26 protein-coding genes are annotated in these 25926 nt (G+C 66.9%); 10 read left to right on the top strand and 16 right to left on the bottom strand.

What is annotated here, in order from left to right; all coding sequences use genetic code 11:
* Positions 1 to 483: 483 nt before the first annotated feature.
* The gene (locus A5757_RS20800) at positions 484 to 1764 is read left to right on the top strand and encodes a nitrate/nitrite transporter (RefSeq protein ID WP_066838100.1); all 1281 of its coding nucleotides are present in this window, start codon (positions 484 to 486) and stop codon (positions 1762 to 1764) included.
* On the opposite strand, the gene A5757_RS20795 is transcribed toward A5757_RS20800, so the two are convergent.
* The 6 genes from A5757_RS20795 to A5757_RS20770 form a co-directional block, all read right to left on the bottom strand.
* The gene (locus A5757_RS20795) at positions 1761 to 2180 is read right to left on the bottom strand and encodes a ChaB family protein (protein ID WP_066838097.1); all 420 of its coding nucleotides are present in this window, start codon (positions 2178 to 2180) and stop codon (positions 1761 to 1763) included. The genes A5757_RS20800 and A5757_RS20795 overlap by 4 nt on opposite strands.
* 91 nt (positions 2181 to 2271) lie before the next feature.
* Complete coding sequence (locus tag A5757_RS20790) at positions 2272 to 2904, bottom strand: twin-arginine translocation pathway signal (RefSeq protein ID WP_066838094.1); 633 nt, start codon at positions 2902 to 2904, stop codon at positions 2272 to 2274.
* Entirely contained in the window at positions 2901 to 3767 is an 867-nt protein-coding gene (locus A5757_RS20785; RefSeq protein ID WP_066838092.1) for a hypothetical protein, read from the bottom strand. Before A5757_RS20785 ends, A5757_RS20790 begins: the two co-directional genes overlap by 4 nt.
* Positions 3768 to 3910: 143 nt before the next feature.
* A complete protein-coding gene (locus A5757_RS20780; RefSeq protein ID WP_066838089.1) occupies positions 3911 to 5359 on the bottom strand; it encodes a FadD3 family acyl-CoA ligase in 1449 nt (482 codons plus the stop codon).
* Positions 5356 to 6546 carry an amidohydrolase family protein gene (locus tag A5757_RS20775; protein WP_066838085.1) on the bottom strand — a complete coding sequence of 397 codons (1191 nt, stop codon included), beginning with the start codon at positions 6544 to 6546 and terminating at the stop codon, positions 5356 to 5358. The genes A5757_RS20780 and A5757_RS20775 overlap by 4 nt, the downstream gene beginning before the upstream one ends.
* Before the next feature lie 35 nt (positions 6547 to 6581).
* Positions 6582 to 8186, bottom strand: coding sequence for an AMP-binding protein (locus tag A5757_RS20770; protein ID WP_066838078.1), 1605 nt, complete (start codon positions 8184 to 8186; stop codon positions 6582 to 6584).
* An 80-nt stretch (positions 8187 to 8266) separates the two neighbouring features.
* Between A5757_RS20770 and A5757_RS20765 the strand changes: the two genes are divergently transcribed.
* From A5757_RS20765 to A5757_RS20745, 5 genes are read left to right on the top strand one after another with little or no spacing between them, the layout of a single operon-like run.
* On the top strand, positions 8267 to 8983 hold the full coding sequence (locus A5757_RS20765) for an enoyl-CoA hydratase/isomerase family protein (protein WP_066838075.1): 717 nt from the start codon (positions 8267 to 8269) through the stop codon (positions 8981 to 8983).
* A gap of 51 nt (positions 8984 to 9034) precedes the next feature.
* On the top strand, positions 9035 to 9469 hold the full coding sequence (locus A5757_RS20760; protein WP_066838072.1) for a Zn-ribbon domain-containing OB-fold protein: 435 nt from the start codon (positions 9035 to 9037) through the stop codon (positions 9467 to 9469).
* A 16-nt stretch (positions 9470 to 9485) separates the two neighbouring features.
* Positions 9486 to 10631: a thiolase family protein gene (locus A5757_RS20755; RefSeq protein ID WP_066838069.1), complete on the top strand. Its 1146-nt coding sequence runs from the start codon at positions 9486 to 9488 to the stop codon at positions 10629 to 10631.
* A gap of 6 nt (positions 10632 to 10637) precedes the next feature.
* On the top strand, positions 10638 to 11018 hold the full coding sequence (locus tag A5757_RS20750) for a carboxymuconolactone decarboxylase family protein (RefSeq protein ID WP_066838066.1): 381 nt from the start codon (positions 10638 to 10640) through the stop codon (positions 11016 to 11018).
* Positions 11018 to 11902, top strand: coding sequence for an NAD(P)-dependent oxidoreductase (locus A5757_RS20745; protein ID WP_066838063.1), 885 nt, complete (start codon positions 11018 to 11020; stop codon positions 11900 to 11902). Before A5757_RS20750 ends, A5757_RS20745 begins: the two co-directional genes overlap by 1 nt.
* An 11-nt stretch (positions 11903 to 11913) precedes the next feature.
* Here A5757_RS20745 and A5757_RS20740 read toward each other — a convergent pair whose 3' ends face one another.
* Entirely contained in the window at positions 11914 to 12528 is a 615-nt protein-coding gene (locus A5757_RS20740) for a TetR/AcrR family transcriptional regulator (RefSeq protein ID WP_066838060.1), read from the bottom strand.
* Between the two features lie 201 nt (positions 12529 to 12729).
* On the opposite strand from A5757_RS20740, the gene A5757_RS20735 reads away from it, so the two are divergent.
* The 3 genes from A5757_RS20735 (at position 12730) to A5757_RS20725 (ending at position 14998) form a co-directional block, all read left to right on the top strand.
* The gene (locus A5757_RS20735; RefSeq protein WP_066838714.1) at positions 12730 to 14016 is read left to right on the top strand and encodes a cytochrome P450; all 1287 of its coding nucleotides are present in this window, start codon (positions 12730 to 12732) and stop codon (positions 14014 to 14016) included.
* A 107-nt stretch (positions 14017 to 14123) separates the two neighbouring features.
* On the top strand, positions 14124 to 14579 hold the full coding sequence (locus tag A5757_RS20730) for a hypothetical protein (RefSeq protein ID WP_066838057.1): 456 nt from the start codon (positions 14124 to 14126) through the stop codon (positions 14577 to 14579).
* A 2-nt stretch (positions 14580 to 14581) separates the two neighbouring features.
* Entirely contained in the window at positions 14582 to 14998 is a 417-nt protein-coding gene (locus A5757_RS20725; RefSeq protein WP_066838052.1) for a hypothetical protein, read from the top strand.
* Between the two features lie 11 nt (positions 14999 to 15009).
* On the opposite strand, the gene A5757_RS20720 is transcribed toward A5757_RS20725, so the two are convergent.
* On the bottom strand, positions 15010 to 15393 hold the full coding sequence (locus tag A5757_RS20720) for a hypothetical protein (protein WP_066838710.1): 384 nt from the start codon (positions 15391 to 15393) through the stop codon (positions 15010 to 15012).
* 197 nt (positions 15394 to 15590) lie between these two features.
* On the opposite strand from A5757_RS20720, the gene A5757_RS20715 reads away from it, so the two are divergent.
* Positions 15591 to 16097: a hypothetical protein gene (locus tag A5757_RS20715; protein WP_066838049.1), complete on the top strand. Its 507-nt coding sequence runs from the start codon at positions 15591 to 15593 to the stop codon at positions 16095 to 16097.
* A gap of 63 nt (positions 16098 to 16160) precedes the next feature.
* Here A5757_RS20715 and A5757_RS20710 read toward each other — a convergent pair whose 3' ends face one another.
* Genes A5757_RS20710 through A5757_RS20675 form a run of 8 tightly spaced genes read right to left on the bottom strand, consistent with a single transcriptional unit; the run spans position 16161 to position 25706 of the window.
* Positions 16161 to 17915 carry an MCE family protein gene (locus tag A5757_RS20710; RefSeq protein WP_066838046.1) on the bottom strand — a complete coding sequence of 585 codons (1755 nt, stop codon included), beginning with the start codon at positions 17913 to 17915 and terminating at the stop codon, positions 16161 to 16163.
* Complete coding sequence (locus tag A5757_RS20705; protein WP_066838043.1) at positions 17915 to 19285, bottom strand: MCE family protein; 1371 nt, start codon at positions 19283 to 19285, stop codon at positions 17915 to 17917. Before A5757_RS20705 ends, A5757_RS20710 begins: the two co-directional genes overlap by 1 nt.
* The gene (locus A5757_RS20700; protein ID WP_066838040.1) at positions 19282 to 20742 is read right to left on the bottom strand and encodes an MCE family protein; all 1461 of its coding nucleotides are present in this window, start codon (positions 20740 to 20742) and stop codon (positions 19282 to 19284) included. The genes A5757_RS20705 and A5757_RS20700 overlap by 4 nt, the downstream gene beginning before the upstream one ends.
* Complete coding sequence (locus tag A5757_RS20695; RefSeq protein ID WP_066838038.1) at positions 20742 to 21824, bottom strand: MCE family protein; 1083 nt, start codon at positions 21822 to 21824, stop codon at positions 20742 to 20744. The genes A5757_RS20700 and A5757_RS20695 overlap by 1 nt, the downstream gene beginning before the upstream one ends.
* Positions 21824 to 22849, bottom strand: a complete 1026-nt coding sequence (locus A5757_RS20690; RefSeq protein WP_066838035.1) for an MCE family protein — start codon at positions 22847 to 22849, stop codon at positions 21824 to 21826. The genes A5757_RS20695 and A5757_RS20690 overlap by 1 nt, the downstream gene beginning before the upstream one ends.
* Positions 22846 to 24036, bottom strand: coding sequence for an MCE family protein (locus A5757_RS20685; protein ID WP_082929604.1), 1191 nt, complete (start codon positions 24034 to 24036; stop codon positions 22846 to 22848). Before A5757_RS20685 ends, A5757_RS20690 begins: the two co-directional genes overlap by 4 nt.
* Before the next feature lie 6 nt (positions 24037 to 24042).
* The gene (locus tag A5757_RS20680) at positions 24043 to 24891 is read right to left on the bottom strand and encodes an ABC transporter permease (RefSeq protein ID WP_156618636.1); all 849 of its coding nucleotides are present in this window, start codon (positions 24889 to 24891) and stop codon (positions 24043 to 24045) included.
* Positions 24892 to 24908: 17 nt separating this feature from the next.
* The gene (locus A5757_RS20675; RefSeq protein ID WP_066838702.1) at positions 24909 to 25706 is read right to left on the bottom strand and encodes an ABC transporter permease; all 798 of its coding nucleotides are present in this window, start codon (positions 25704 to 25706) and stop codon (positions 24909 to 24911) included.
* Positions 25707 to 25926 lie beyond the last annotated feature (220 nt).

Genomic DNA, 25926 nt, shown 5'->3' with positions numbered 1-25926 from the left:
GCATGTGGGTGGTTACGGTCGAGTAGCCCCAACGCCGCAGATCACGGCAGCATCGTTACCAAATCGTTATCTGTGATTTCGGTGGCGCGAACGGTGAGGTCAGCGCGATTGCCGGGTCGACAGCCGAGCGCCGAGTGTCTACCCGAGCCGGAAAAATGGACCGACACGTTTGCTGTCGCTACTTACTGATCGGTAAGGTTTCCGACCCCTGCGCCATATCGGGGTTTCGGTTGGGTAGACGGTCACCCCCGAGGTACGCCGCTTCGCACATGTCGACGTCGGATCCGAGGCAGAAGCTCCGCCGGATGCGCGACCCACCCCGGCGAACCCCGGCGACCCCGCCTGTCGAGTGCGCCGACTGTGGCGGGAGGGCGGCCGATCGCGCCGGCCCGTGAGTGAGCTCACCCGAAACCAGTTGGTTTGAGGCCCTATGCATGGGACACCATGGAAGGCATCCCATCTTCCGTCGAAGGGTTTCCTCGAGTGCGCCCCTGGATCGTGTGGGCCACCGGACTGCTGGCCTACATCGTGGCCGTCATGGACCGTACGACGCTCGGCGTGTCCGGCCTCGAGGCCGCCGAGCGCTTCTCGGCGACCCCGAGCATTCTGGCCACGTTCGTCGTCCTGCAGCTCGTGGTCTACGCCGGAGCCCAGGTGCCGGCGGGGGTCCTCCTCGACCGCTTCGGGTCCAAGGCGTTGATCGTGGCCGGGGCCGCGCTGATGGCCTGCGGCCAGCTGACGCTGGCGGTGAGCGAATCGCTGCCCGCGGCCATCGCGGCGCGGGCGGTGCTCGGCATGGGCGACGCGCTGACGTTCATCTCGGTGCTGCGCCTGGTTCCGCACTGGTTCAGCCCGAAGCGGATTCCCCTCGTCACCCAGCTGACCGGTATCTGCGGACAGCTCGGGCAGGTCCTGTCGGCCGTGCCGTTCCTGGCGATCCTGGGCGTGGCCGGCTGGACGACGGCGTACACGTCGGTGGCGGCTCTCGGCGTGGTCTCGCTCGTCCTCACCCTCGCCCTGGTCCGGGACACCCCGTCGGGCCGGCACGTGCCCGAGTCCACCGGCAGCCCCGCCGACACCCTGCGCAACGTCAAGACGGTGTGGCTACGCCCCGGCACGCGGCTCGGTTTCTTCACCCACATGGGGACGCAGTTCTCCGTCACCGCTTTCGCGCTGATGTGGGGCGTGCCGTACCTGACCGTTGCGCAGGGTCTGTCGACGTCGACGGCCGGCACCCTGCTGTCGGTGTCGGTGCTGTCGGCGATCGTGTCGGGTGTCGTGCTCGGCATCCTCACCGGCAGGCACCCCCACCGCCGGTCCTGGCTGGTACTGGGCATCATCGGGTCGAATGCGCTGGTCTGGACGGTTGTCCTCGCGCTACCCGGTCCGGCGCCGCTGTGGCTGCTGGTGACGCTCGTGGTGATCATCTCGGTCGGCGGGCCGGGCTCGATGGTCGGGTTCGACTTCGCGCGCACCTTCAACCCGAGCGCGACGCTGGGAACCGCTCAGGGCATGGTCAACATGGGCGGATTCCTGGCCTCGCTTCTCGTCATCCAGGTGATGGGCCAGATCCTCGACGCGACCGGCGGCTACTCGTTCGATTCGTTCCGCTGGGCGTGGGCGGCGCAGTACGCGATCTGGGCGCTGGCCACCGTCGGCATCCTCATCACCCGCGGCAAGGCCCGGCGGGAGATGCGGCGTCAGAACGACCGCATCCTGCTCGAGAACTTCGACGCCGGGGCGGCGCAGCGCGATTCGCGCTAGCGGCTGCGCGCGGATTCGCGCCGGTTGGCCTTCTTGATGGCCGTGACCAGCTCGTCCTTGGACATGGTCGAGCGCCCGGAGATGTCGAGTCGGCGTGCCACCTCGACCAGATGTTTCTTGGACGCGTTGGCGTCCACACCTTCGGCCGACTCACCCTTGGGATTCGGACCGCCGCTCTTGGCCCGCTTGTCCGACGGGCCCTTCTTGCCCTTGCGCTCCCAGTGGTCGCCGACCTTCTCGTAGCTGTGCTTGAGCGCGCTGTAGGCGACGCGGTGGGCCCGCTCGCCCTCGCCGTACTCCTCGGCCGCGGAGTCATGGGCCTTGGCGAACGTCCGCTGCGCCTTGGCTTCGGACTTCTTCAAGGTGCTCGGCAGTTCGTCCTTCTTCGCCTTACCGCTCTTCGCCGTCTTCGGCATCGTGGACTCCTGTCCTCGAACTCGATCAGCTCTGTGCGTCGTTGGCTACCCGCCTGCTCACCGGACAAACCGCCGGCAGCGCGCTACCGGGTCAGACGGGATCGAAGGACGAGATCAGCCAGTCGTCGCCGACCTTGGTCAGCCCGACCTTGATGCTGCTGGAGGCGAAGGCGCCGTCCGGATTCTCCTGGCTGGTCGTCGCCTGGTTGATGAACAGCAGCGCGACGGCAGATTCCGGATTCATCTCCGACATCGCCGCCTGGGCCACGGTCGCCGTGGTCTTGACGGATTTCTGGCGGGCCGCCGGGGCGACCACCTTGTCGGTGAAGTCGGTGTAGTAGCTCAGGAAGTCTCCGGTGAGGCGGGTCTTCGCGGTGGCGAGGTCGTCGTCGAGCGTCTCCGGTGCATAGGACAGCAGTGCGATCGTGCCGTCCTTGGCCGCGTCGAGCGCCGCTTGCGTCGCCGCCGGATCGACCGCCTGATCAGCCCGGTACTGGAAGAAGTAGAGGTATCCGGCGGTCGACAGCGAAGCGATCGTGACGACGGCGGCGGCGATGGGCGCGAGCAGCCTCTTCGCCCCGCGGCTCCGCCGGGCGACGGGCGCCGTCGGCTCAGTCGGGTCCTCGGTGGGATCAGCCTCGACCTCCGAGTCCGCTTCGGTCTCGGTTACCTCGACCTCGACCTCGGAATCGGGGTCGGCGTTCGTGTTGTCGTCCTTCGTCACGGCGCGAACTCCACATTCGACAGTTTGATCCGGTCGCCCTCACGGACCACGTTCACGATCAGCCGCCAGGTGCGCGGATCCTGTTCGGCGCCGGTCTCGTTGGTGATCCGCGATGTGGCCGCGACCAGCACCACCGCGGAGTCGTCGGTCATCGACTGGACGGCGGTGGCGTTGACGTTGGCTTCGGTGATCACCTTCGACCGCTCCGCGACCGTGGTGAAGTCCTCCGCGCTGGCCTCGAAGTCCTCGCGGAACTTGCCGGCTGCGTTGTCGATGATGCGCTGCACGTCGTCTTTGGCGGTATTGAAATTCAACGACATCAGTGTGACGACGCCCTGGCGCGCGGCGGCGGCGTATTCATTGGCGCGCTGCTGCTCGGCCTGGACCTCGCGATGGTTCAGCACCATCAGCACGCTGACCACCACCGAGGCGATCGTCAGCACTGCGGCGACGCCGTACCCGATCGCCTTCCACGGCACCCGGCGACCGGACCGGCGGGTGGGCGCGTCAGCCGCGACGGGGTGGACCTCCGGCGCCTCGGCGCCCGGGGTGTCGTCCGCGTCGATGTCGTCGTCTTCGACGTGTTCGGCCTCGGCCGCATCCGCTTCAGTCAGCGCGTCACCATCGGCCGGCGTCTCCGACTCCGGCTTACCGGCGATCGCAGCCTGCGCCTCCCGACGCAACCGGATCGCCCGGGCCCGAGCCCGTGCGGCCGAGGCGATGGCCTCCGCCTCGGCGGCTTCGGCTTCCGCCTCCTCCGCGCGGGCCAGTGCGTCGTCGATGTCGGCGATATCGGGCTCGTGGGCCGGGGTTTCCGCCCCGGCACCGTCAAGGACCGATGAGGTTCGCTTGCGAAGAGGCACGCGACCTCCTTGTCGGGTGGATCGTTTCGAGAATGAGAATGCCATTACCTTTTCAGGGTATCGCCGCGACGATACCTCATGTCCAGATCGATCGAAAACTGCCGTTTTCCTGCGGAAATGTCATTTCCGAGCTGGGCGGCCGCTCAGCGCAACTGATCCTTCATCACCTTCCCGGTGGCGTTGAGCGGGAGCGAGTCGCGGAACTCGACGTAGCGCGGGACTTTGAACCCGGCCATCCTCTCACGGGACCAGCCGATCAGATCCTCTGCCGTGGGACCGGCCTCGGCGTCCTGCGGAACCACGAACGCCTTACCCACCTGCCCCATCCGCTCGTCCGGCACGCCCACCACGGCGACCTGGGCGACGGCGGGATGCTCGAGCAGGAACCCCTCGATCTCGGCGGGGTAGGCGTTGAACCCACCGACGATGAACATGTCTTTCTTTCGCCCGACGATCCGCAGCCGGCCGGCGTCGTCGAGCGTGCCGAGGTCGCCGGTGTGCAACCACCCGTCGGGGTCGATGGCCTCGGCCGTCGCCGCCGGATCGTCCAGGTATCCCTGCATGACGCTGTAACCCCGGACCAGCACCTCACCGTCGTCGGCGATGCGGACCTCGACGCCGTCGCAGGCCGTGCCCACGGTGGTGGCGATGTCGGTGAACGAATCCCCCGGACGCGACAGCGTGGCCGTACCCGCCTCGGTGAGGCCGTAGCCGGTGGCCAGCGTCTGGAACGGCAACTCCTCGAGGACCCGCCGTACGAGTTCGACCGGGATGTCGGCGGCGCCGGTCACGCCCGCGCGCAACGTCGACAGTTTCGACTTGTCGGGCACCGACAGCAGTGAGTGGTACAGCGTGGGCGGCCCGGGCAGCATCGTGATGCGTTCGGTGGCGATCAACTCGACGACACGGTCGACGTCGAACACCGGAACCGGCACCATTGTCGCTCCGCGAATGAACGAGGCGATCAGGCCGGCCTTGTAACCGAAAGTGTGGAAGTACGGGTTGACCATCAGGTAGCGGTCACCCTGCCGCAGGTCGGCGAGGTCGCACCATTCCTCGTAGAGCCGGAGGTTCTGCCGATGGTTCATCATCACGCCCTTGGGACGCCCCGTCGTGCCCGAGGTGAAGATGATGTCGGAGATGTCGTCGCCGTCGACGGTGCGGCTGAACGGTTTCCCGCTGCCGAGGAAGTCTGATTTCACGTCGATCGCCGGTACACCGGGCGGGACGCTGTAATCCTGGCCGAGGAAGTTCTGCTGTACCAGAACGGCTTTCGCGCCGCTGCGGCGAATCACGTCGGCCGCCTCATCGGCCTTGAAGCGGGTGTTGACCGGCACGAGTACACCGCCGGCGGTCAGCAGGCCGAACGCCGCGATCATCCATTCGGCGGAGTTCGGCGCCCAGATCGCGGCACGGTCACCGTGTTCGATCCCGAGATCGGCGAAAGCGCCTGCCGCACAGCGGATCCGTTCGACAACCTCGACGAAGGACAAGCGCAGCGGACCGTCGACGATCGCTTCCGCGTCGCCGAACCGGTCCGCTGCACTCAACACCATCTCGGGGATGGTGTTCCAGCGATTCACGTACGTCACGTCGTGACGAGACGTCCCAGGTTGCCGCCCATGATCTTGGCCTGATCCTCGACCGAGAGATGCTCGAGCGCGGTGATGTAGTGGGTCGGCTCGGCAAGGCCCTCCGGGTGCGGCCAGTCCGAGCCGTAGAGCACCTGGTCCACACCGACCAGGTTGATCAGGTCGTCGATGCCCTCCTCGTAGAAGGGACTGACGTAGATGCGGTTCTTGATCTCCTCCATCGGGTTCCCCAGGAATGCCTCCGGCGCCTTCTTGTACACCTCGGCCATCGAATCCAGCAGCGGGAACATCCACTTCGAGCCGGCCTCGACGATGCCGACCTTCAGCGTCGGGAAGCGGAACAGGGCGCCGTGGATGACCCACGAGGCCACTGCGTCCTGGATCGGGCGCCACTCGTTGAGGATGCCCATCGCGTTGGTCTGGAACGGCAGCATCTCCTGCTGGGCACCGTCCCACTCCGAGGTGTAGCGCGAGTAGCCGCTGTCAGAGGAGTGCATCCCGACGAAGATGTCGTGGTGCACGACCCGCTCCCAGAAGGGGTCGAACTCGGGCAGCGCGAACGAGCGGGGGCCACGGAAACCGGGCACCGGCGCCGGCCGGATCAGGATGGCGCGGGCGCCGCGCTTGACGGCCCACTCCAGCTCCTCGATCGCCTTCTCGACGATCGGCAGCGTGATCACCGGGGTGGTGAAGATGCGGTTCTGGTAGTTGAAGCCCCACACCTCGTGCAGCCACTCGTTGAGGGCGTGGACGATTACGTGGATCGCCACCGGATCGTCGGACAGCCGCTCCTCGATGAGGCTGGCCAGCGTCGGGAACATCAGGCTGCGGTCGATGCCGAGCTCATCCATGACCTTGATGCGCGGCTCGGGCTCGAAGAACGCCGGGATGGCCTTCATCGGCTCGCCGAACAGTTCGCGCTTGCTCTTACCGTCCGGGTTGCCGAACTTGAAGTACTCCTCCCACGCACCCGGCTTCGCGACCACCGAGAACGTCGGGTTCGGGATGTAGTTGCTGATCTGGCCCTTCAGCGCGATCTTGGTGCGGCCGTTGACCTCGACGTACTGAACGACGTCCTTGTACTCCTTGGGGAGGTACTTGGTCATCGCCTCCGGCGGCTCGTACAGGTGGTTGTCCGCGTCGAAGAGCGGAAAGGGGATGTCGACCCGGTGGGAAAGTTGACCCATGGAATGCTCCTTTGCTTATCGAGAGAATCGTATTCTCATTTGGTGAGTGCTGCAATGTCCTGCATCGTGCTACGGCGCACCAGTTCGCGGACGCGAACCTTCTGCACCTTCCCGCTCGCGGTCCGCGGGTAGTCCTCGCCGTCGGGAATCTCCAGCAACTGCTCCGGCCATTTCTGGCGGGCGACACCGGCGCCGTCGAAGTGCGCGCGCACCTCGCTCATGGTGGGCATGCGGTGGCCGGTCTTGACGCGCACGACGGCCGCGGCGTGCTCCCCCAGCCGCGCGTCCGGGGCGGACACCACGACCGCCTCGGCGACGGCGGGCATCGCCAGCAGCACCTCCTCGACCTCCAGTGCGCTGATGTTCTCGCCGCCGCGGATGATGATGTCGGCCTTGCGGTCGGTGATCGTCAGGTATCCGTCGGCGTCGAGCGTGCCGATGTCGCCGGTGTGGTACCACCCCTCGTCGTCGAACGCCTTCGCCGTCAACGCATCGTCGGTGTAGCCGAGGCACAGATCCGGTCCGCGGGAAAGGATCTCGCCCTCCTCGGTGAGCTTGATCTCCACGCCCGGCCGGGGATCGCCGTCGGTGTAGAGCCGCTTGTCCTCCGGCGCGCTCGGCCGGGAGCCGGTGATCGAGGGGTGCTCGGTGCTGCCGTAGGAACGGAAGACGAACAGCCCGAGGTCGGCAAGGCGACGGGTGACGGTCGCGGGCACGGTCGATCCCCCGAGGCCGACAGTGGAGAAGCGCTCCACGTGCTCGGGCCGGCAGTTCGGATGGTCGAGCAGGCTGGTGACGAAGTACGGTGGGCCGCCGCCGATCGACAGGCCCTCGTGCTCGATGAGATCCAGCACTCTGCCCGGATCCCATACGTCGCACAGGTCGATCGGAGCGCCCTCCAACACCGGGATCAGGAATGCGCCGAGCATCCCGATGAAGTGCCCGACGGGCGTCGCGGTGAGCTGGCGGCCGCGGTCGGGCGGATAGTTCATCAGGAGCTGACGGGTCTCGAAGACCAGCGTCTGGTGGCTGTGCACCACACCTTTCGGCGCGCGGGTGGTCCCGGAGGTGAACGCGATCAGCGCCCGGCCGGCGGGATCGGTGTCCAGCGTTCCGACCAGTGGCTCGTCGGCGAGCAGGTCGCCGAACCGCAGAATGCCCTCGCGCGAGTGCTCGTCGGACGTGGTGCCGACCAGGGCGACGACCGGGATGTTCGCGCACAGGTCCGGCTGAAACCGCATCCGGCCGAACTCCTCGGCCGTGATGAACACCTTCGGCCGCGCCGCCTCCACGATGTGGTTCAGTTCGCGGCGGCCGTAGAAGTGCACGACCGGAACGGTCACCGCACCCAGGAACGCCGATGCCCAGAACGCCGCCGCGGCCTCCATCCAGTTCGGCAGCTGCAGCGCCACCACGTCACCGGGTCCGACGCCGCGAGCCCGCAGGCCTGCGGCCAGCCGGCGCGCGGTCAGCTCCACCTCGGCGAACGTTCCGTGAAACGGCCGCACCGCGGAGTGCACGTGAAAAGGCACGTCCGGGCCGTCAGCCAGGCCGCGGGCCAGCAACTCGCCGAGGGTCTCCCGTGTCCACCACCCCTCGGCTTCGTAGCGTTTCGTCAGCTCATCGGGGATGTTTCGCATGTGCGCGCAGCTCCTCCAGTTCCCTGGCGATGCTATTCTCCGCAACCGAGAATGCCAATACCGCGAGCGGAGAATGACAAGTGGTCGAACTCGAGTGGGACGACGGATTGGCCATCATCACCATCAACCGGCCGCAGGCGCGCAACGCGATCTCGCTGGACACGATGGGCGAACTCGAGGGAGCACTGGACCGCGTCGGCGACGCGCGTGCCCTGGTGATCACCGGCGCCGGCGATCGCGCGTTCGTCTCCGGCGGGGACCTCAAGGAGCTCAGCGCGCTGCGGACGCTGGAAGAGGCCGCCGCAATGGCGCGTCGGATGCGGGCCATCTGCGATCGACTGGCGAGCTTTCCCGGACCTGTCGTCGCCGCGCTGAACGGGCACGCGCTCGGTGGCGGCGCGGAATTCGCCGTGGCCGCGGATATCCGCCTTGCAGCGGAGGACATCCGGATCGGCTTCAACCAGGTGACGCTCGAGATCATGCCGGCGTGGGGCGGCGCCGAGCGGTTGGCGGCGCTGGTCGGCAAGGGCCGGGCGCTGCTGCTCGCAGGCACCGGACGGATTCTCGACGCGGCGGCCGCCGAGCGGATCGGCCTCATCGACATGGTGCTGCCGCGCCCCACCTTCGACCAGGAGTGGCGGGCGATCGCCCGACAACTCGCCGGCCGACCGGCCGGGGAGATCAAGCGGGTGATCGGCGGCGCCACACCGGACGAGGCGGTCGACGCGTTCGCGCGGCTGTGGGTGTCCGACGCCCACTGGGACGCCGCCGACAAAGTGATTAAACGGGCGCGCTGACAGAACGCGTTCTCTCTAGACGAGAATTGGATTCTCAGATATCGTCGACTCGTGTCGAGCACGCAGAAGGCCCTCGCGCCCGAAATCTCCACCTGGCCGGATGAGAACCCTCAGCTGATCGGAAGTCGTTGCGGCGCCTGCTCAGCCACGGCGTTCCCCGTTCAGCAGTACTGCCCGCGGTGCAGCAGCCCGGAGATGTCCGAGCTGCGGCTGCCCCGGCGCGGCACCCTGATCGCCTGGACCACGCAGGGCTTCCCGCCCGGTGCGCCGTACATGGGCCCCACCGGCAAGGACTTCGTCCCGTTCGGTGTCGGACTCGTCCAGCTCGACGACGGCGGCGACCCCGTCATCCGCGTGGAGGGCCGGCTCACCGAGAACGATCCGGCCAAACTGCAGTTCGGCATGGACGTCGAGCTGACCATGATCCCGTTCACCACGGACGAGGAGGGCAACGAGATCATCACGTTCGCCTTCCAGCCCGTCTAGACGAAGGTTTCGCGATATGACGAACGACGTCGCCATCATCGGAGTCGGCCTCCATCCGTTCGGCCGGTTCGACAAGACCGCGATGCAGATGGGCGCCGACGCGATCCAGCTGGCGCTGCAGGACGCCGGAATCTCCTGGAAGGACATCCAGTTCGGCTTCGGCGGCAGCTACGAGGTGTCCAACCCCGACGCCGTCACCCGGCTCGTAGGCCTGACCGGCATCACGTTCACGAACGTCTTCAACGCCTGCGCCACCGCGGCGTCGGCCATTCAGCAGACCGCGGACACCATCCGACTCGGCAAGTACGACATCGGAATCGCCATCGGACTCGACAAGCATCCCCGCGGCGCGTTCACCGATGATCCGGCCAAACTGGCGCTGCCGCAGTGGTATGCCAACAACGGCCAGTTCGTCACCACCAAATTCTTCGGCATGAAGGCCAACCACTACATCCACACGCACAACATCTCCGAGGAGACGCTGGCGCGGGTGGCCAACAAGAACTTCCGCAACGGCATGCTCAACCCGAATGCGTTCCGGCGCAAGGAGATCTCCGTCGAGGAGATCATGGCCTCGCCGGTGCTGAACTACCCGCTGCGCCAGTACATGTTCTGCGCGCCGGACGAGGGCGCCGCCGCGGTGATCATGTGCCGCGCCGACATCGCCCACAAGTTCACCGACAAGCCGGTCTACGTCAAAGCCAGCGAGATCCGGACCCGCACCTTCGGCGCCTACGAGGTGCACGCGACCTCGGCACCGCTCGACGAGGATCCGTCTCCCACGGTGTTCGCGGCGAAGGCCGCCTACGAGGCGGCCGGTATCGGGCCCGAGGACGTCGACATCGCGCAGCTGCAGGACACCGACGCCGGCGCGGAGGTGATCCACATGGCCGAGACGGGTCTGTGCGCCGACGGCGAGCAGGAGAAGCTGCTTGCCGACGGGGCCACTGAGATCCACGGGTCGATCCCGGTCAACACCGACGGCGGCCTGATCGCCAACGGTGAGCCGATCGGCGCCTCCGGTCTGCGCCAGGTGCACGAGCTGGTGCGTCAGCTGCGCGGCGAGGCGGGCGAACGGCAGGTCCCCGGCAACCCGCGCGTCGGGCTGGCGCAGGTCTACGGGGCGCCCGGCACCGCTTCGGCGACCATCCTGTCGCTGTAGCCCCCGGTGGACCGGGAACGCTTCGAGCGGGGTCGCGAGATCCGGGCCGAGGTGCTCGGCGACGCCTACGTCCGGCGCGCCACCGAGGGCGCCGATGAGTTCACCGGACCCTTCCAGGAGTTGGTGACCGAGTTCTGCTGGGGTGCGGTCTGGGGACGGGAAGAACTCCCCCGCAAGACCCGCAGCATGCTCAACCTGGCGATGCTCGCGGTGCTCAACCGGCCCCATGAACTGCGTACCCACATCATGGGCGCGCTGACCAACGGAGTGACCCGCGACGAGATCCGAGAGGTCTTCATGCAGGTCGCCGTCTATGCCGGCGTTCCCGCGGGGGTCGACAGCTTCCGCATCGCCCGCGAGGCGTTCGCCGAACTCGACGGACAGTGATGGACCTCGGCTTCGTCGGCCTCGGCAACATGGGCGCCCCGATCGCGGCCCGCTTGATCGCGGCGGGACACCGCCTGACGGTCTTCGACATCGACGCCGCGGCGGTCGCGCGGACGGTCGGCCAGGGCGCCGTCGCGGCCGGCTCCCCGACCGAGGTCGCCGAGCGCGCAGCCACCGTCCTGATGAGCCTGCCGACGCCGAAGACGTCCGAAGAGGTGGTCGCTGCAGTGGCGGCGGGGAGTCGCGTCGAACGGCTGATCGACCTGTCCACCACCGGAAGTGCTGCGGCAGTGCGCAATCGCGAGCGTCTGGACGCGCGAGGCGCCGGGATGCTGGACTGTCCGGTCAGCGGCGGCGTCGCCGGCGCAACCAACGGCGCCCTCACGGTGATGGTCTCGGGTCCACGGGCGCTGTTCGACAGTGCCCGCGATGTGCTGGAGACGCTCGGCCGCCCCCTTTTCGTCGGCGAGAAACCCGGTGCCGCCCAGACCATGAAGCTGGTCAACAACCTGATGGCGGCGTGCAGTCTGGCAGCTACCGCGGAGGTGGCGGTGATGGGCGTCAAATCCGGCCTCGACCCGACGGTGATGATCGAGGTCCTCAACGCCGGCTCCGGCGCCACGCACGCCAGCCGGGACAAGTTTCCCCGGTCGATCCTGCCCCGCACGTTCGACTACGGCTTCGCAACCGGCCTCATGGTGAAAGATCTCCGCCTGTATCTCGAGGAGGCCCAGGCGCTTTCGCTGCCCACGGCGCTGGCGTCGACGGTTCTCCAGGTGTGGGAGACGGTCCTGACCCAGCAGGGCCCGGACTCGGATTTCACCTCGGTCGTCAAACCCTACGAGGCCGCGGCGGGCGTCGTCGTCGACGGGAGGCCGAGGTGAGCGCCGAGACCTCAGTGCGAGCCGGTGCCGTCCTCGAGCGGCGGCGGTTCGCCTTCGAGTTGCCGCAACCAGGATTCGATGAACGCCAGCGTCTCGGCGTGGCCGGTCGACATTCCGAGCGCCTGCTCCATGACCAGCACCCGGGACAGGCTCGTGGCGAACACCGCCCAGACCACCGGCGGCACCGCACCGACGTCCACCCCGTACCGCCCCAAGGCCTCGGTCAGCGCTGCCCGTTCCGCCTCCCGGTAGCGCTCGCCGTAGCGAGCCACCTCGGCCCGCAGTTCGGGTCGATGGCTGGCCAGCGCGGCGAACTCCACGCTGAACGTCGCGGTCCCCGGATCCGCGTCGTAGCGCCACAGCGCCCACAGCGGCTGCGGGGACTGCAACGCACGCTCCAGTGTTTCGAGCCCCTCGTCGGCGCGCCGCCGGAACACCGCGAGGTACAACTCGTCCATGGTGCGGAAGTAGTAGTGCACCAATTGGGGTTTGAGCTCCGCGCGCTCGGCCACCCGTCGCGAGGTCACCGCCGCGTAACCGTCCTCGAGCATCAACCGCTCGGCGGCGTCGAGGAGCACCGTCCGGTTCTTCGCGTCCGGCGCCCCGATCCGTCGCGCAGTCGTCATACCGTTCCAACACCTTTCCCGCAGCGCCGAATCCACTTCGGACCCGCGCCGACCCGACGCGCCGATCGTAACGGCGCATCCTTGACCCCGACCTCAGCACCATGCTAAGCAGGTGCTCAGCATATTCGGTCGCTCAGTCCTGAATGACCAATCATCTACAGCCGCCGCACATACGCGCCGACATTGGAGGGCATGCGGATCATGACCACGGATTCCACGGATTTCGATTCGATCGACTACTTCACCGATCCGTCGCTGGTGCCCGACCCTCATCCGTACTTCGACTACCTGCGCACCAAGAACCCGACGTGCTGTCCGATCAACAACAACGTCCTGGCCGTCACCGGCTGGGAGGAGTCGAACACCGTCTACAAGGACTCCGAGAACTACTCGTCGTGCGTCGCGGTCGCGGGCCCGTTCACCCCGCTGCCGTTCGTGCCCGAGGGCGACGACATCTGCGCGAAGCTCGAGGAGCATCGCACCGAGATCCCGATGTACGAGCACATGGTCACGATGGATCCGCCCAACCACACCGACGCCCGGTCCCTGCTGAGCCGTCTGCTGACGCCCAAGCGCCTCAAGGAGAACGAGGACTTCATGTGGCGGCTGGCCGACCGCCACATCGACGAATTCATCGCGCAGGGCCGCTGCGAGTTCCTGGCCTCCTACGGGCGACCGTTCTCGTTGCTCGCGGTCGCCGATCTGCTCGGGGTCCCCGAGGAGGACCACGAGGAGTTCCGCAACGCGTTCGGCGCCCAGCGGCCCGGCACCAATATCGGCGGTCTCGATCATGAGCCGATCGCCGACAACCCGCTGGAGTGGGCCGACGAGAAGTTCAGCCACTACATCGAGGATCGCCGCAAGAACCCGCGCGAAGACGTACTCACCGGTCTGGCCACGGCGCTGTACCCCGACGGATCAACCCCGGCCGTCGTCGACGTGGTCCGCACGGCGACCTTCCTGTTCGGCGCCGGCCAGGAGACCACCGCCAAGCTGCTCTCCGCGGCCCTGCGCGTCCTCGGTGACCGACCGGACATCCAGCAGCAGTTGCGCGACGACCGCAGCCGTATCCCGACCTTCATCGAGGAGTGCCTGCGGTTGGACGCTCCGGTGAAGAGCGTGTTCCGGATGGCCCGCAAGTCCACCACACTCGGCGACACCCCCGTGCCCGCGGGCACCACGGTGATGGTGAGTCCCGGTGCGGCGAACCGGGACCCGCGCCGCTTCGACAATCCGCACGAGTTCCAGCTCGACCGCAAGAACGTCCGTGAGCACATCGCGTTCAGCCGGGGCATCCACTCCTGCCCCGGCGCTCCGCTGGCGCGCGTCGAGGGCCGGGTGTCCATCGAGCGCCTCCTCGACCGGCTCGGCGACATCCGGATCGACGAGGAGAAGCACGGTCCGATCGGCGACCGGCGCTACACCTACGAGCCCACGTTCATCCTGCGCGGCCTCACCGAACTCAACATCGAGTTCACGGCGCTGTAGCGGCGTCGCGCATCTGCGGTTCCGACCTCGGACCGCCGTTGAGGTTGCTATTCTCCGATTGCGAGAATGGCAATCTCGTTACAGCTCAAACGGTCCGGAGGTAGCGGGTGAGGTCTGTTCTGGTCGGCGTCGCGCTGTTGGTGGCGGCGATGGTCGGCGCCCCACAGGCGTCGGCGATGTCCCTCGGTAACTACAACCTGCACATCCCCGACCGCAGGGACTTTCACACCTGGGTGCTGTCCCTGGTCTCACCGTGCCGCAATGACGACAACTCCAAGCGGACCGACTGCATCGACGCGATGATGATGCCGCAGCCCATCGCCAAGGCCCTCTACACCAAGGCCGAGGCATGGTTGGTCGACGGCCGCTACACCATGATCATCGACGACCCCTTCGGGCTGCGTTGCGGCGACATCTATTACGGTCCGACCATTCCGACCCACGACGTGTACACCTGGGACGCAACGACTTTGGTCGGTGAGATGGTGTCGACGTTTAACGCCGGCTGTGACGGCGCACCGGGCGGCCAGCGCGTGTACCCCATCTCTCTGACAAGGATGTGACGATGCGGTCCACAGTGGCACTCACCGCCGCGATGGTGATGGCGGGCAGTGCGATCGGCACGGCAGTCCCGGCAACGGCGCAGCCGATGATGCACGCGATCAAGTACGTCGTGACGGCGGACGCACCGTTCTACGCTGACATCTACTACCGCGAGGTCGACCCGCCGACGTTCTCCGATTACAGCCACAACCCTTACGTCTTCAGCCCGAAGGCCGAGGCCAACGTCGGCCCGGATCAGCCCTGGGTGTTCGAGACCAGGCTCGCCGATCCGGGCCGGTGGGCGATGGTGGTGGTCACCAGCGGTGAATCCCCGGAACTGCAGGCACCGAAGCTCAAATGTGAACTGTCCGTGGACGGCGTCGTCGTCAAGACCGCGGAAGGCACCCGCGGCGCGCTGTGCTCACTGCGGGACTGGTAACCGACCGCTTCTCAGGCGTCCCCGCGCAACCAGCGATGCTGGTCGTCCTTGGCGACACAGGCCAGGAAAAGCCCGTCCGGCGCCTGGGCCACGTAGTCCAGGTAGTTGGTGCAGTCGCTGCCCTCGGTCCGGATCCCGGCCATCGGCGGCGAACGGAACCAACGCGGTTCGTACCGGCGGGGTGAACCGCAGAACAGCAGCCGGCCCGCACGCGTCGAGGCTCCGGCGACCGCGGTGCCGAACACGTAGTAGCTCGTGTTCGAGCAGTAGGACCCCTGGACCACGTTCGGGGTGATACCCGGGACGCAGAACGGGTCGTTGCAGGTTTGCGGTTGGGCATTCGCCTGCGGCGCACTGAACATCCCGGCCACGATCGTCGCGGCGGCCGCCACCATGGTCATACGCACCCTCCTACTTTGCCACATTGGAGAACGGAACTCTCCTATTCTGAGAAGATCGGGGCGGGCATCTGGCGGCGCTTGACCGCCCCTGCCGCCGACGCGAATCCGGTTGATGCGCAATGGCGTTTCGCCTGGACTGATATTCTCACTATTCGGAAATTGCACTTCCGCTGGACAGAGGAGTCACACCAATGTCGGCCAAGATGAGAGTCGGCGCCGCCATCGCCGGAGTCACCGCACTGGTCGGTCTGACGACCGCGGCGCCCGCGGGTGCGGACAATGACTGGGGTATCAACGGGACGTACGAGATCTCGTCGAACGGTCAGCTGGCGAAGATCAATGAACGCTTCCAACCTCAACCGGGAGAACGCAGTACGTGGACAATCACCACGGTCTGCAGCTCCCCGAGTGACTGTGCAGGCACCGTGAACAGCGACGCGGGCTGGAGCGCGCCGATCTACACCAGCAACGGTCTGTGGTACGTCAAGCGCGTGGTGCCGGAGTGGCGGTTCTGCGCCGACGGCCAGCCGGTCGAGGGTCTGCGGGTCTACAAAATCTACCCGGTCGGCTTCGACGGCCACTACAACGCCGCCTCCACCGAATACACCGGCGAGAACCAGACACTCGGGCCCAGCGGATCGTGTGGCCGCAACCAGTGGCCGCAGATCAGAATGCCCTTCTACATGAAGAAGGTCTGAGCCAAGCGCAGAAGACAGGCCCGGGACTTGTTGTCCCGGGCCTGTTTTCGTCTCACACCACCGTCAGGTCGGCATCAGATCCTGCCACGACTTGGGTGAGGACACCAGATCGGACTGGCGGTACATCTTGCCGTCCCCGCCCATGTACTCACCGGTGCGCGGGTTGTACTTCGCGATGGCGACCGACGGTGCACCGGACGGCGTCTTTCCTTCGAACGCCGCGGGCGCGGGAACGGGGGCCGGCGACGGCACCGCCACGGCGCCGGGCGGCAGCGGCACGTCCTCGGGTGCCAGACCGGGCGGCACCGGCACCTCGGTGGCCTCCGGACGGTCGGCGGGCGCCAGCGGAACGGCATCGGGATCCGTCACCTGAGCCGGCCCCGGCGGACTCACCGGCGGTTCCAGGTAGAGCGGCTGTCCGGGCAGGAGCGCCCCGGGTCCGGTGCCCGCGAAGTTCGGTGGCGGAGACGGCAGCGGCGGAATGTCCGGTGGCCGTTGGGTCACCCCGGGTGGCAGCGGAGTGCCCTCGATGGGACCGAAGGTGTTGGAATCGACCAGCGCCCGACTGTCCGGCGGCACACCCTGCGCCACGAGGTTCGGATCGAAGGGGTACGGACCGAGCACGTGCTGCCGCTGCGCGAGCGGCTGATATCCGTTGGGGTCGTTGCACAATTCGACGGTCGGTGCGCGCTTGCCCGGATGCTCCATACAGGGATAGTTGCGCGCACCGCGGACCGCGACCGGTGAGTCCTGCGGCAGCTTGCAGTACAGATCGTCCGGGGTGTCGATGACCGACGTATCGGCCGGATTTCGCCACGACGACGGCGGCAGGAAGCCGACCGTACAGGCTGCGGGATCGCCGAGGCCGAGCGAGAAGTCACCGTTGGGCAGCCCGCCCGGGTTGTTCGTCGGCGCGTAGGTCTGAATCTGCGCGACGAACGGCGGGACGAGTACCAGCAGCTGTTCCAGCGACGGGTTGTAGGTGACCCCGATCTTGCCGAACGTGGTGAGATTGGCCAACATCACCGGGAGCGTCGGTTTGATGTCCGCCAGCAACCGCGAAGTCTCCTGGGCGAACCCCGGCCCGTTGCGCAGGATCGAGCGCACCTGGGGATCGTTGTTCGCGAGCTGATCGGTGATACCGGCGAGGCTCCTGCCCCAGGTGCGGATCGAATCGCTGGTCTGCGCCTGCGCATCGAGGAACGGCACCGCGTCATCGGTCAGGGTGCGCAACTGATCGGCGACGCCGCGTGCGTCGCGGGTGATGGTCGACGAGGAGTCCAGCAGCGACCCGAAGTCGAAATCGGTTCCGCGGAAGGCGTTGTACGACTCGTCGAGCAGCTGGCTGAGGGTGTCCTTGGGGATCGTGCTCACCAGCGCGTTCACCTGGTCGAGCATCGGACCCACCGCCTGGGGGATCTTGGTGTCGGCCATGGCGATCACCGAACCGTCTTCGAGATACGGCGGCTGGTCGGTGCGCGGTAGCAGTTCGACATACTGTTCGCCGACCGCGGACACGCTGCGGACCTCGGCCTCGAGATCGGCCGGGATCCTGGCGGAACCGTCCAGCGACAGCGTGGCCTCGGCGCCGTTCTCGGTCAGGGTCACCGCGGTGACCTTTCCGACCTGTGATCCGCGATAGGTGACGTTGCTGAACTGGTACAGCCCCCCGGAGGACGGCAACTCCACCTTGACGATCATCCGGCCGATTCCCAGCAGTGTGGGTACCTGCATGTAGACGAACGCCATCACGCCGACACCGACGATCGAGGCGATCGTGAAGATGATCAGCTGGGTCCGAACGAACCGTGTCAGCATCAGCGACCCCCTGCAGGCGGCGGAGCCGCACCGGGCGGCGGTGGTGTGTTCGGATACGGACCCGCGAAGATCGGCGTGGTCGTGCCGGGGGCGGGCGCCGGAACCGGAGCGGGCGCCCCGAACGCCGTCATCGCCGGTGGTGGCGTGATCGGAAGGATCGGCCCCACCTCGGCGGTCACCGGTGGCGGAGGCAGCGGCGGCGCGGCCGCCTCGGCGGTGGCCGTATCCAGCGGTGCCGCCGGGAACGCGTCGGACGGCGGCGGATCGATCCCGAGCTTGAGCGGATCGACGGTGTACTGCAGGTAGTTCGGATCACCCGGGGCGGGAACGACTTCGGCGCCCTCCTGCTCCCACCGCGTCCCGAGGAACAGCGTCCGCTTCAACCGCGGAATGGTGAAGTCCACGGTCGCGAACAGGTTGTAGTAGTCGCCCCGGATGGCGCGGTCGATGAAGCTCTGCGTGAACGGGAAGTGCGCCGCGTACTCCAGGATCTTGTTCAGGTCCGGGCCGACGTCGGCGAACGCCTTGATCGCTGGTTCGAGGTTCTGCAGGTTCTTCACCAGGTCAGCCTGTGACTCGTTGACGAACTGTGTCGCGGTGTCGCTGAAGGTACCGAGCCGCTGCAGCGCCGTCGTCAACCGCGGCCGTTCCCTCACCAGCACCTCGATCGCCGGCGGGATGCGGTCGAGCGCCTCGGTGATGTCGTCGCGCTGCTGGGCGAACGTCGACGACAACCGGTTGAGCGACTCGATCGAGGCCACGATGTTGTCGCGCTGGGCATCCAGCGTGCCGACGAAGTTGTCGAGCCGGGTGAGCACTTCGCGCACCTCGCCCTGCCGACCGTCGAGTGCAGCACTGAAGTTGTGGATGACGTCCCCGATTTGGCCGAGGCCACCGCCGTTGACCACCGCAGCCAGCGATGACAGCGTCTGTTCGGTGGTGGGATAGGTCGACGTGTCGTTGAGCGAGATCGTGCCGCCCGGCGACAGCGCACCCTCGGGCGCTTCACCGAGGGGTGGGTTCAGCGCGAGATGCATCGACCCCAGCAGCGACGTCTGCGCGACGCTCGCCACCGCGTTCGCCGGAACCCTGATCTCGGGTTTCACCGAGATCTCGACGTTGGCATGCCAGTCCTCGACGGACATGCTCTTCACGCTGCCGACGACCACGTCGTTCATCATCACCGGCGAATTCGGTTCCAGCTGAGCGACGTTGGCGATCTCGACGCGGTAGGTGTGCGCATCGGCGCCGCGGCCCACCGCACCGGGCAGCGGCAGGGTGTTGACGCCCTGGAAGCCGCAACCACTCAGGGTGAGGGCAACACACGATCCCGCGATAATGGTGCAGCGCTTGGCTTTTCCGCCCGTCATGCCGGTGGCGTCCCTTCTGCCGGTGCCGATGCGGCGGCTACGGGCGCTTCTGCGGGCAGCGGCGGTCCGGCAGGAGGCGGCGGTCCCGGTAGCGCACCGGCCGGGTTGAGCACGTTGTCCACGGACGTCGGGAGGTTCGGCGGAATCACCGGTGCCGCACCGGGCAGCAGCTGCTGCGCACCCGGCCCCGGCACACCGGGGGGTCGCCCGGTGTAGGGCGGCGGTCCGGGCGCCACGCCCTCGTAGGCGGAGATGCTGGGCGGCACCAGCGGCGGCTGCGGCGAGCCGCCTGCACCGGGTGCGAGATTCGGCTCGGAGTAGATGATGTTCTCCGGGTTCGCCGAGGGGCTCAGATACGGGTCGAGTCCGAGCGGCAGGTAGTTGAAGTTCAGCAGTCGCAGCGCCGGTCCGAGGTACTGCGAGCAGAGCTTGGCGGTCTCCGGCGCGGTGGTGTTCTCGACTGCGCCGATGGCCCCGCAGATGAACTGCACCGGATTGGAGAAGTTGTTGAGCACGAACTGCCCGACGGCGCTGCCGGTGTCCGGGTTGTAGATGTTGTAGGCGTTGCCGAGCGCGTTCGGTGCGATGTGCAGCAGGTTCTCGATCTCGATCTTGTTGTCGAGCAGGTTGCGCGTGACGTTGGCGAGCCGCTGCACCTGTTCGGAGGTCTGGTTGCGGCTGCCGGCCACGAAGCGCTGGACCTCGACGACCGCGACCGACAGATCCTTCAGTGCCGCATCGAGATCCGAACGGCTGCCGTCGACCACGCTGGTCAGCGTGGCCAGCCGGTTCTGGAACAGCATCACCTGCTCGTTGCTGCCCTTGAGGGCGGTGATGAAGGTCTGCAGGTTCTTGATGATGTCGACGATGTTGCCGCTGCCCTCAGCCAGCACCCGGGCTGCGCCGGACAGCTCGGTGATCACCTGGCGCAGCTTGTCGCCGTTGCCATCCATCGCATTTGCGGCGCTGTCGATGAACCGCGACACCGAGGTGCCGTCGACACCGCCGGTCGGACCGAGGTCGGTCGCCAACCGGGTGAGCTGTTCCTTGACCTCGTCCCATTCGACCGGAACCGCGGTGCGGTCCAGCGGGATCACCGTGTCGTCGGGCATCGTCGGACCACTCGTCCGGTATGCCGGCGTCAGCTGGACGTAGCGCGCCGAGATGAGGTTCGGCGCGACGATGACGGCCTTGGCGTCCGCGGGGATCGGCACATCGCGATCGACGTGCATGACCAGCCGCGTCTGCGTGCCCTCCGGCTCGATGGACTCGATGGTGCCCACCTCGACCCCGGACACTCGCACCTCGTCCCCGGGATAGATTCCGGTCGCTGAGGTGAACAACGCGGAGATCGTCCGGGGTCCGAAGAACGTCTGGCGCAACAGCACTGCACCACCGGCCACCAGCAGGGCCACCAGGCCGATCGCCAGCAGCGTCATCGAGCGCTTGCGGTTCATCAGCGCGACCCTCCCGGAATTCCGTTGTAGGGCAACGGCAGTTCGGCGCGCGGACCCGCGGTGTCCGGCGGCTGGCCGGCATTGGTTCCGCGCCGGAACCCGAATGCGTAGTCCATGAACGGCTGCAGCAGCTGTGCCGGTTGCAGGTTCGGCACGTACGCGTTGTAGTACGGCCCGTTGGCGAGCGTCTCGCCCTGGGCCAGGATGAATTTCTTCAGGCTGGGCAGGATCTTGGCGATGTTGTCGCGGTTGCGCTCCAGCATCGCCTCGACCGAGTTCAGCCGCGCGAGAGTGGGCGCCAGCTCCGCTTCGTTGTCCGCCACCAGACCGGTGAGCTGCTGGGCCACCGCGGAGGTGTTGGCCAGCAGGTCGACGATCGCCTCCCGGCGCTCGTTGAGCACGCCGAGCAGATCGTTCGCGTTGAGGATCAGCGTGTTCAGCTGTTGGCTGCGCTGGGACAGCACGTCGGTGACCTCACTGGCGCTCTTGAGCAGCCCGGCAAGGTTCTCGTTACGGCTGTTGAGTGAACGCGACAGCCGGCTCAACCCGTCGAAGGTGGACCCGAGCTGCGGCGCCACCTGGTCGATGGTGGCTGCCAGGGTGTCCAGCGACTGGTTCAGCGAAGCGGTGTCGGTGTCGGTGGTGTTGGCGGCCAGATCACCGACGGCGTCGGTCAGCGAATAGGGCGACGACGTGCGCGATACCGGAATGACGGCCGACTGGCTGAGCGAGCCGCTGCCGTCGGATTCGAGGGTGAGGACCCGCTCGCCCAACAGCGAGCCGATGCGGATGTGTGCGGTGGTCTGCGATCCGAGCTGGTAGCGGCCGTCAGTGGTGAACGTGACGAGCGCATCCCCGTTCTGCAGTTCGACGTCGGTGATGGTGCCGATCTTGATACCCGACACCGTGACGTCGTTTCCGGCCATGATGCCGCCGGCCTCGGTGAACAACGCCTGGTGCCGCACGGAGGTGCCCCACTGGATGATCTTCTCCGGCTGGAGCCCGACGGCGATGATGAGCAGGACCAGCATGGCTCCGATGAAGCCCGCCTTGATCAGATTCGATTCCCGGTATTTACGCATCAGGGCTCTCCACACCTCCCGCCTTCTTGTTTGACCCAGGGGAAGACCGCTGTCCGGCCCTGCAGATCGGTGACACGGAAGGAAAGGCCGCAAATGTAGTACATGATCCAACTGCCGTAGGCGCCCAACCGTGCGACCTTGCGGTAGTTCTCGGGGCCCTTCTGCAATGCCATGTCGAGGACGATCTGGTGGTCGTCGAGCAGCGGCGCCAGCCGGTTGAGTTCGTTGACGCTGCGGTCCAGCGGCGGGCGCGCCTCGGTCAGCAGATCGGCGATGGACGCGGTTCCGTTGTCCAGCGCCGTGATCGCGGTACCGATCGGGTCCCGGTCCTCGGACAGACCGCTGATCAGTCGCTCGAGCCCGTCGATGGCTCCGGAGAACTTGTCGCCGTCCTTGGACAGGGTGTCGACGACGGTGTTGAGGTTGTCGATGAGCTGCTCGATGACCTCGCTGTTGTCGGCGAGGGTGTTCGAGAAGGACGACGTCTTGCTGAGCAGCGAGTTCAACGTGTCGCCCTGACCCTGGAAGATCTGGATCAGCGAGGTCGTCAGCGCGTTGACGTCCTGAGGGTTGAGGCCCTGGATCACCGGGCGCAGACCGCCGAGGAGCAGGTCGAGGTCGAGCGCTGGTGTGGTGCGTTCCTTCGGGATCTGCGCGCCTGCACCGACCTTGCGGGTCGATCCGGGACCGTCGATCAGTTCGAGGTAGCGGTCGCCGGTCAGGTTGAGGTAGCGCACGGCCGCTTTCGTCCCGGACGTCAGCACGATGTTCTGGTCGGCGTCGAAGTTCACCAGCACGGTCTTGTCGGGTTGCAGCTCAACGCTTTTCACTGTGCCCACCCGGACGCCGGCGACGCGCACCGTATCGCCGGTCTCCAGCCGCGACGCGTCGGTGAACACCGCGGAGTACTTCTCGGTGGAGCCGCTGCGGTACTGGCTGAACGCCATGAACAGGAAGGCGGTCAGCAGGGTCATCACGGTGGCGAACACCGCGAATTTGATCAGCGTGCCTCTCACGCCCGTCATCCTGGTTGTCCGATCTGCGCGGTGTTACGCGGTGGGCCGTCCAAGGGCCCGAACAGCATCTGCTTGAGACCGTCCGAGTTGAGCAGGATCCCCTGATTGCCGTACTGCCACGGGTTGGCGTTGTTGTCGGTGACCAGGAACTTGGACCGGTTGCCGAATCCGATGTAGGGCAGCCCCATACACTGCGGCCCACCCTTGGCGGCGACCTTCGGCAGGTTGCGCGGATAGCGGTAGCGCTCGATACCCATGGTGAACGCCACGTTCACCAGCACGCCGGGGTCCATCTGCGGCGGCTGGTGAAGCACGTAGCTCATGCCCTCGAGGGTGCAGTTGATCGCCGGCGCGTACTTGTTGAACAGATCGGTGGTGGGGACGAGCAGCCCGAGCAACTCGCTGACCGCCGCCCGGTTGCCGCCGATCACGTCGTTGCCGATGTCGGCGAGCCCGATCGCACTGACCAGGAACGCGTCCAGGTTGTCCTGTTCGTCGACGATGCTGTTGCTGATCGACGTCGCATTCTCCATGGTGCGCAGCAAATCCGGCGCGATGTCGGCGTACGCGGACGCCACCGGGGCGGTGAGTTCCATGTCCCGGGCGAAGTTGGGCAGCCCGGGCTCCAACTCGGCGAGCAGGGCGTTGAAATCGCTGAGCGTCTGCCCCATGCTCTCGCCGCGGCCGGAGAACGCCGACGAGATCGCGCCGAGCGTCTGATTCAGTTTGGCTGGGTCGATCCGGTCGAGGACGGCCACCAGGTTCTGGAACACGGTGTTGATCTCGACCATCACCCGGTCGCCCCGCAGGACCTGACCCGCACTGAGCGGTGTGGCCGAGGGCTCGGGCGGCATCACGAACTGCACGGACTTCGCGCCGAACACCGTCGAGGATTCGATGTCGACGCCGACGTTGCCGGGGATCAGGTGCATCTGGGACGGCTGCATGGCCAGGTGCAGGGCCGCGGTGCCGTCGGGGCGCTGCTCGATGGAGTCGACCTTGCCGACCTCGACGCCGCGCATCTTGACCTTGGCGTCGGGGTTCATCACCAGGCCGGCACGGTCGGCGATGACGGTGACCGGAACCGATTCGGTGAAGCTGCCGCGGAACAGCCCGACGGCCAGGGCGATCACCAACACGATGCCCACGACCAGCCCGGCTCCTGCCAGCGGACGCGCGGAATTGCCACTCACCATGCTCCCCTAACCCGACAGGTTGAAGTTGCCGTTGGAGCCGTAGATGGACAGCGACACCAGCAGCGTCACCGAGACCACCACGATCAGCGAAGTCCGCACCGCATTACCGACCGCGACCCCCACACCCGACGGCCCGCCGGTGGCGAAATAGCCGAAGTACGTGTGGATCAACAGGATCGTGATCGCCATCAGGATCGCCTGCAGGAACGACCAGAGCAGGTCGATCGGGTTGAGGAACGTGTCGAAGTAGTGGTCGTAGAGACCACCGGACTGTCCGAACAACACGACCGTGGTGAACTGCGACGCCACGAACGACAGGATGACCGCGATCGAGTACAGCGGGGTGATCGCGATCATCCCGGCCACGATCCTTGTGCTGACCAGGTATTCGACCGGCCGGATGCCCATGGACTCCAGCGCGTCGACCTCTTCGTTGATGCGCATCGCGCCCAGCTGGGCGGTGACGCCCGCGCCGAACGTGGCGGCCAGGCCGATGCCGGCGACCACGGGTGCGGAGATGCGCACGTTGATGAATGCGGCGAGGAAGCCGGTGAGCGCCTCGATGCCGATGTTGCCCAGCGAGCTGTAGCCCTGCACGGCCAGGGTGCCGCCGGCGGCGAGAGTGAGGAAGCCGACGATGACGACGGTGCCGCCGATCATCGCCAGAGTGCCCGCGCCCATGGAGATCTCGGCGATCAGCCGGATGATCTCCTTGCGGAAGTGGATGGCCGCGTGGGGCGTTCCGGCCAGCGCGCGGATGTAGAACAGGGCGTGATCGCCGATCGTGCTCAGCGTCGACACCGGTCTGCCGAGCGTCCGGAAAACCCGCGGGTACGTCGCCCGCAACGTGCTCATCGTGCTCATACCGTCACCTAGCCCGTCGTCATCCGGATGCCGATGGCGGTGACCAGCACATTGATCACGAACAACGCCATGAACGCGTACACCACCGTCTCGTTGACGGCGTTACCGACCGCCTTGGCGCCGCCGCCGGAGATCGTCAATCCGCGGTAGCACGCCACCAGTCCGGCGATCAGACCGAACAGTGCGGCCTTGATGCAGGAGATGATCACCTCGGGCACCCCGGTGAGCAGGGTGATGCCCGCGGCGAACGCGCCGGGGTTCACGTCCTGGATGAAGACCGAGAAGACGTAGCCGCCCAGGATGCCGATGATCACCACGAGGCTGTTGAGCAGCAGCGCGACCAGCCCGGAGGCGAGCATGCGCGGGGTGACCAGGCGCTGGACCGGGTTGATGCCCAATACCTCCATCGCGTCGATCTCCTCGCGGATGGTGCGGGATCCGAGATCGGCGCACATCGCGGTGGCGCCCGCCCCGGCGACGATCAGCACGGTCACCATCGGACCGACCTGGGTCACCGCGCCGAACGCCGCACCGGCACCGGACAGATCGGCGGCGCCGAGCTCACGAAGGAGGATGTTGAGGATGAAACTCACCAGCACCGTGAACGGAATCGCCACCAACAGGGTGGGCGCCAGCGACACCCGGGCCACGAACCAGCACTGCTCGATGAACTCGCGCCACTGGAACGGCCGTTGGAAGATGAACTTCACCGCGTCGGCGGACATCGCGAACAACCCGCCCACGGCCTGCATGGGCCCGGACAGGTTGCGGCCCAGCGATATGCCGGGAGTCCACCGCTCAGCCATTGACTGCAGTTCCTTCCAGAATGGTGACCGCCGCGCTCCCGCGATCACGTCCACAAGTCGTGGCAGTGCCGTTCCCGTGAGCCTCGCCGTGCCCGCCCCGCGGTGCCCGCCCGACGTGGCTGCTCCACGGCATCCGGGGCGCCGATGGTATCGAACTCCCTGCGGCCGGTGAGGGCGAATGAGCCCGACCCAGGAGGTGGGTCCCGGTCGAAGCGATGAG

Source organism: Mycobacterium sp. 852013-51886_SCH5428379 (assembly GCF_001665575.1).
Lineage (GTDB): Bacteria > Actinomycetota > Actinomycetes > Mycobacteriales > Mycobacteriaceae > Mycobacterium.
This window is presented reverse-complemented; position numbering and strand designations above follow the sequence as displayed.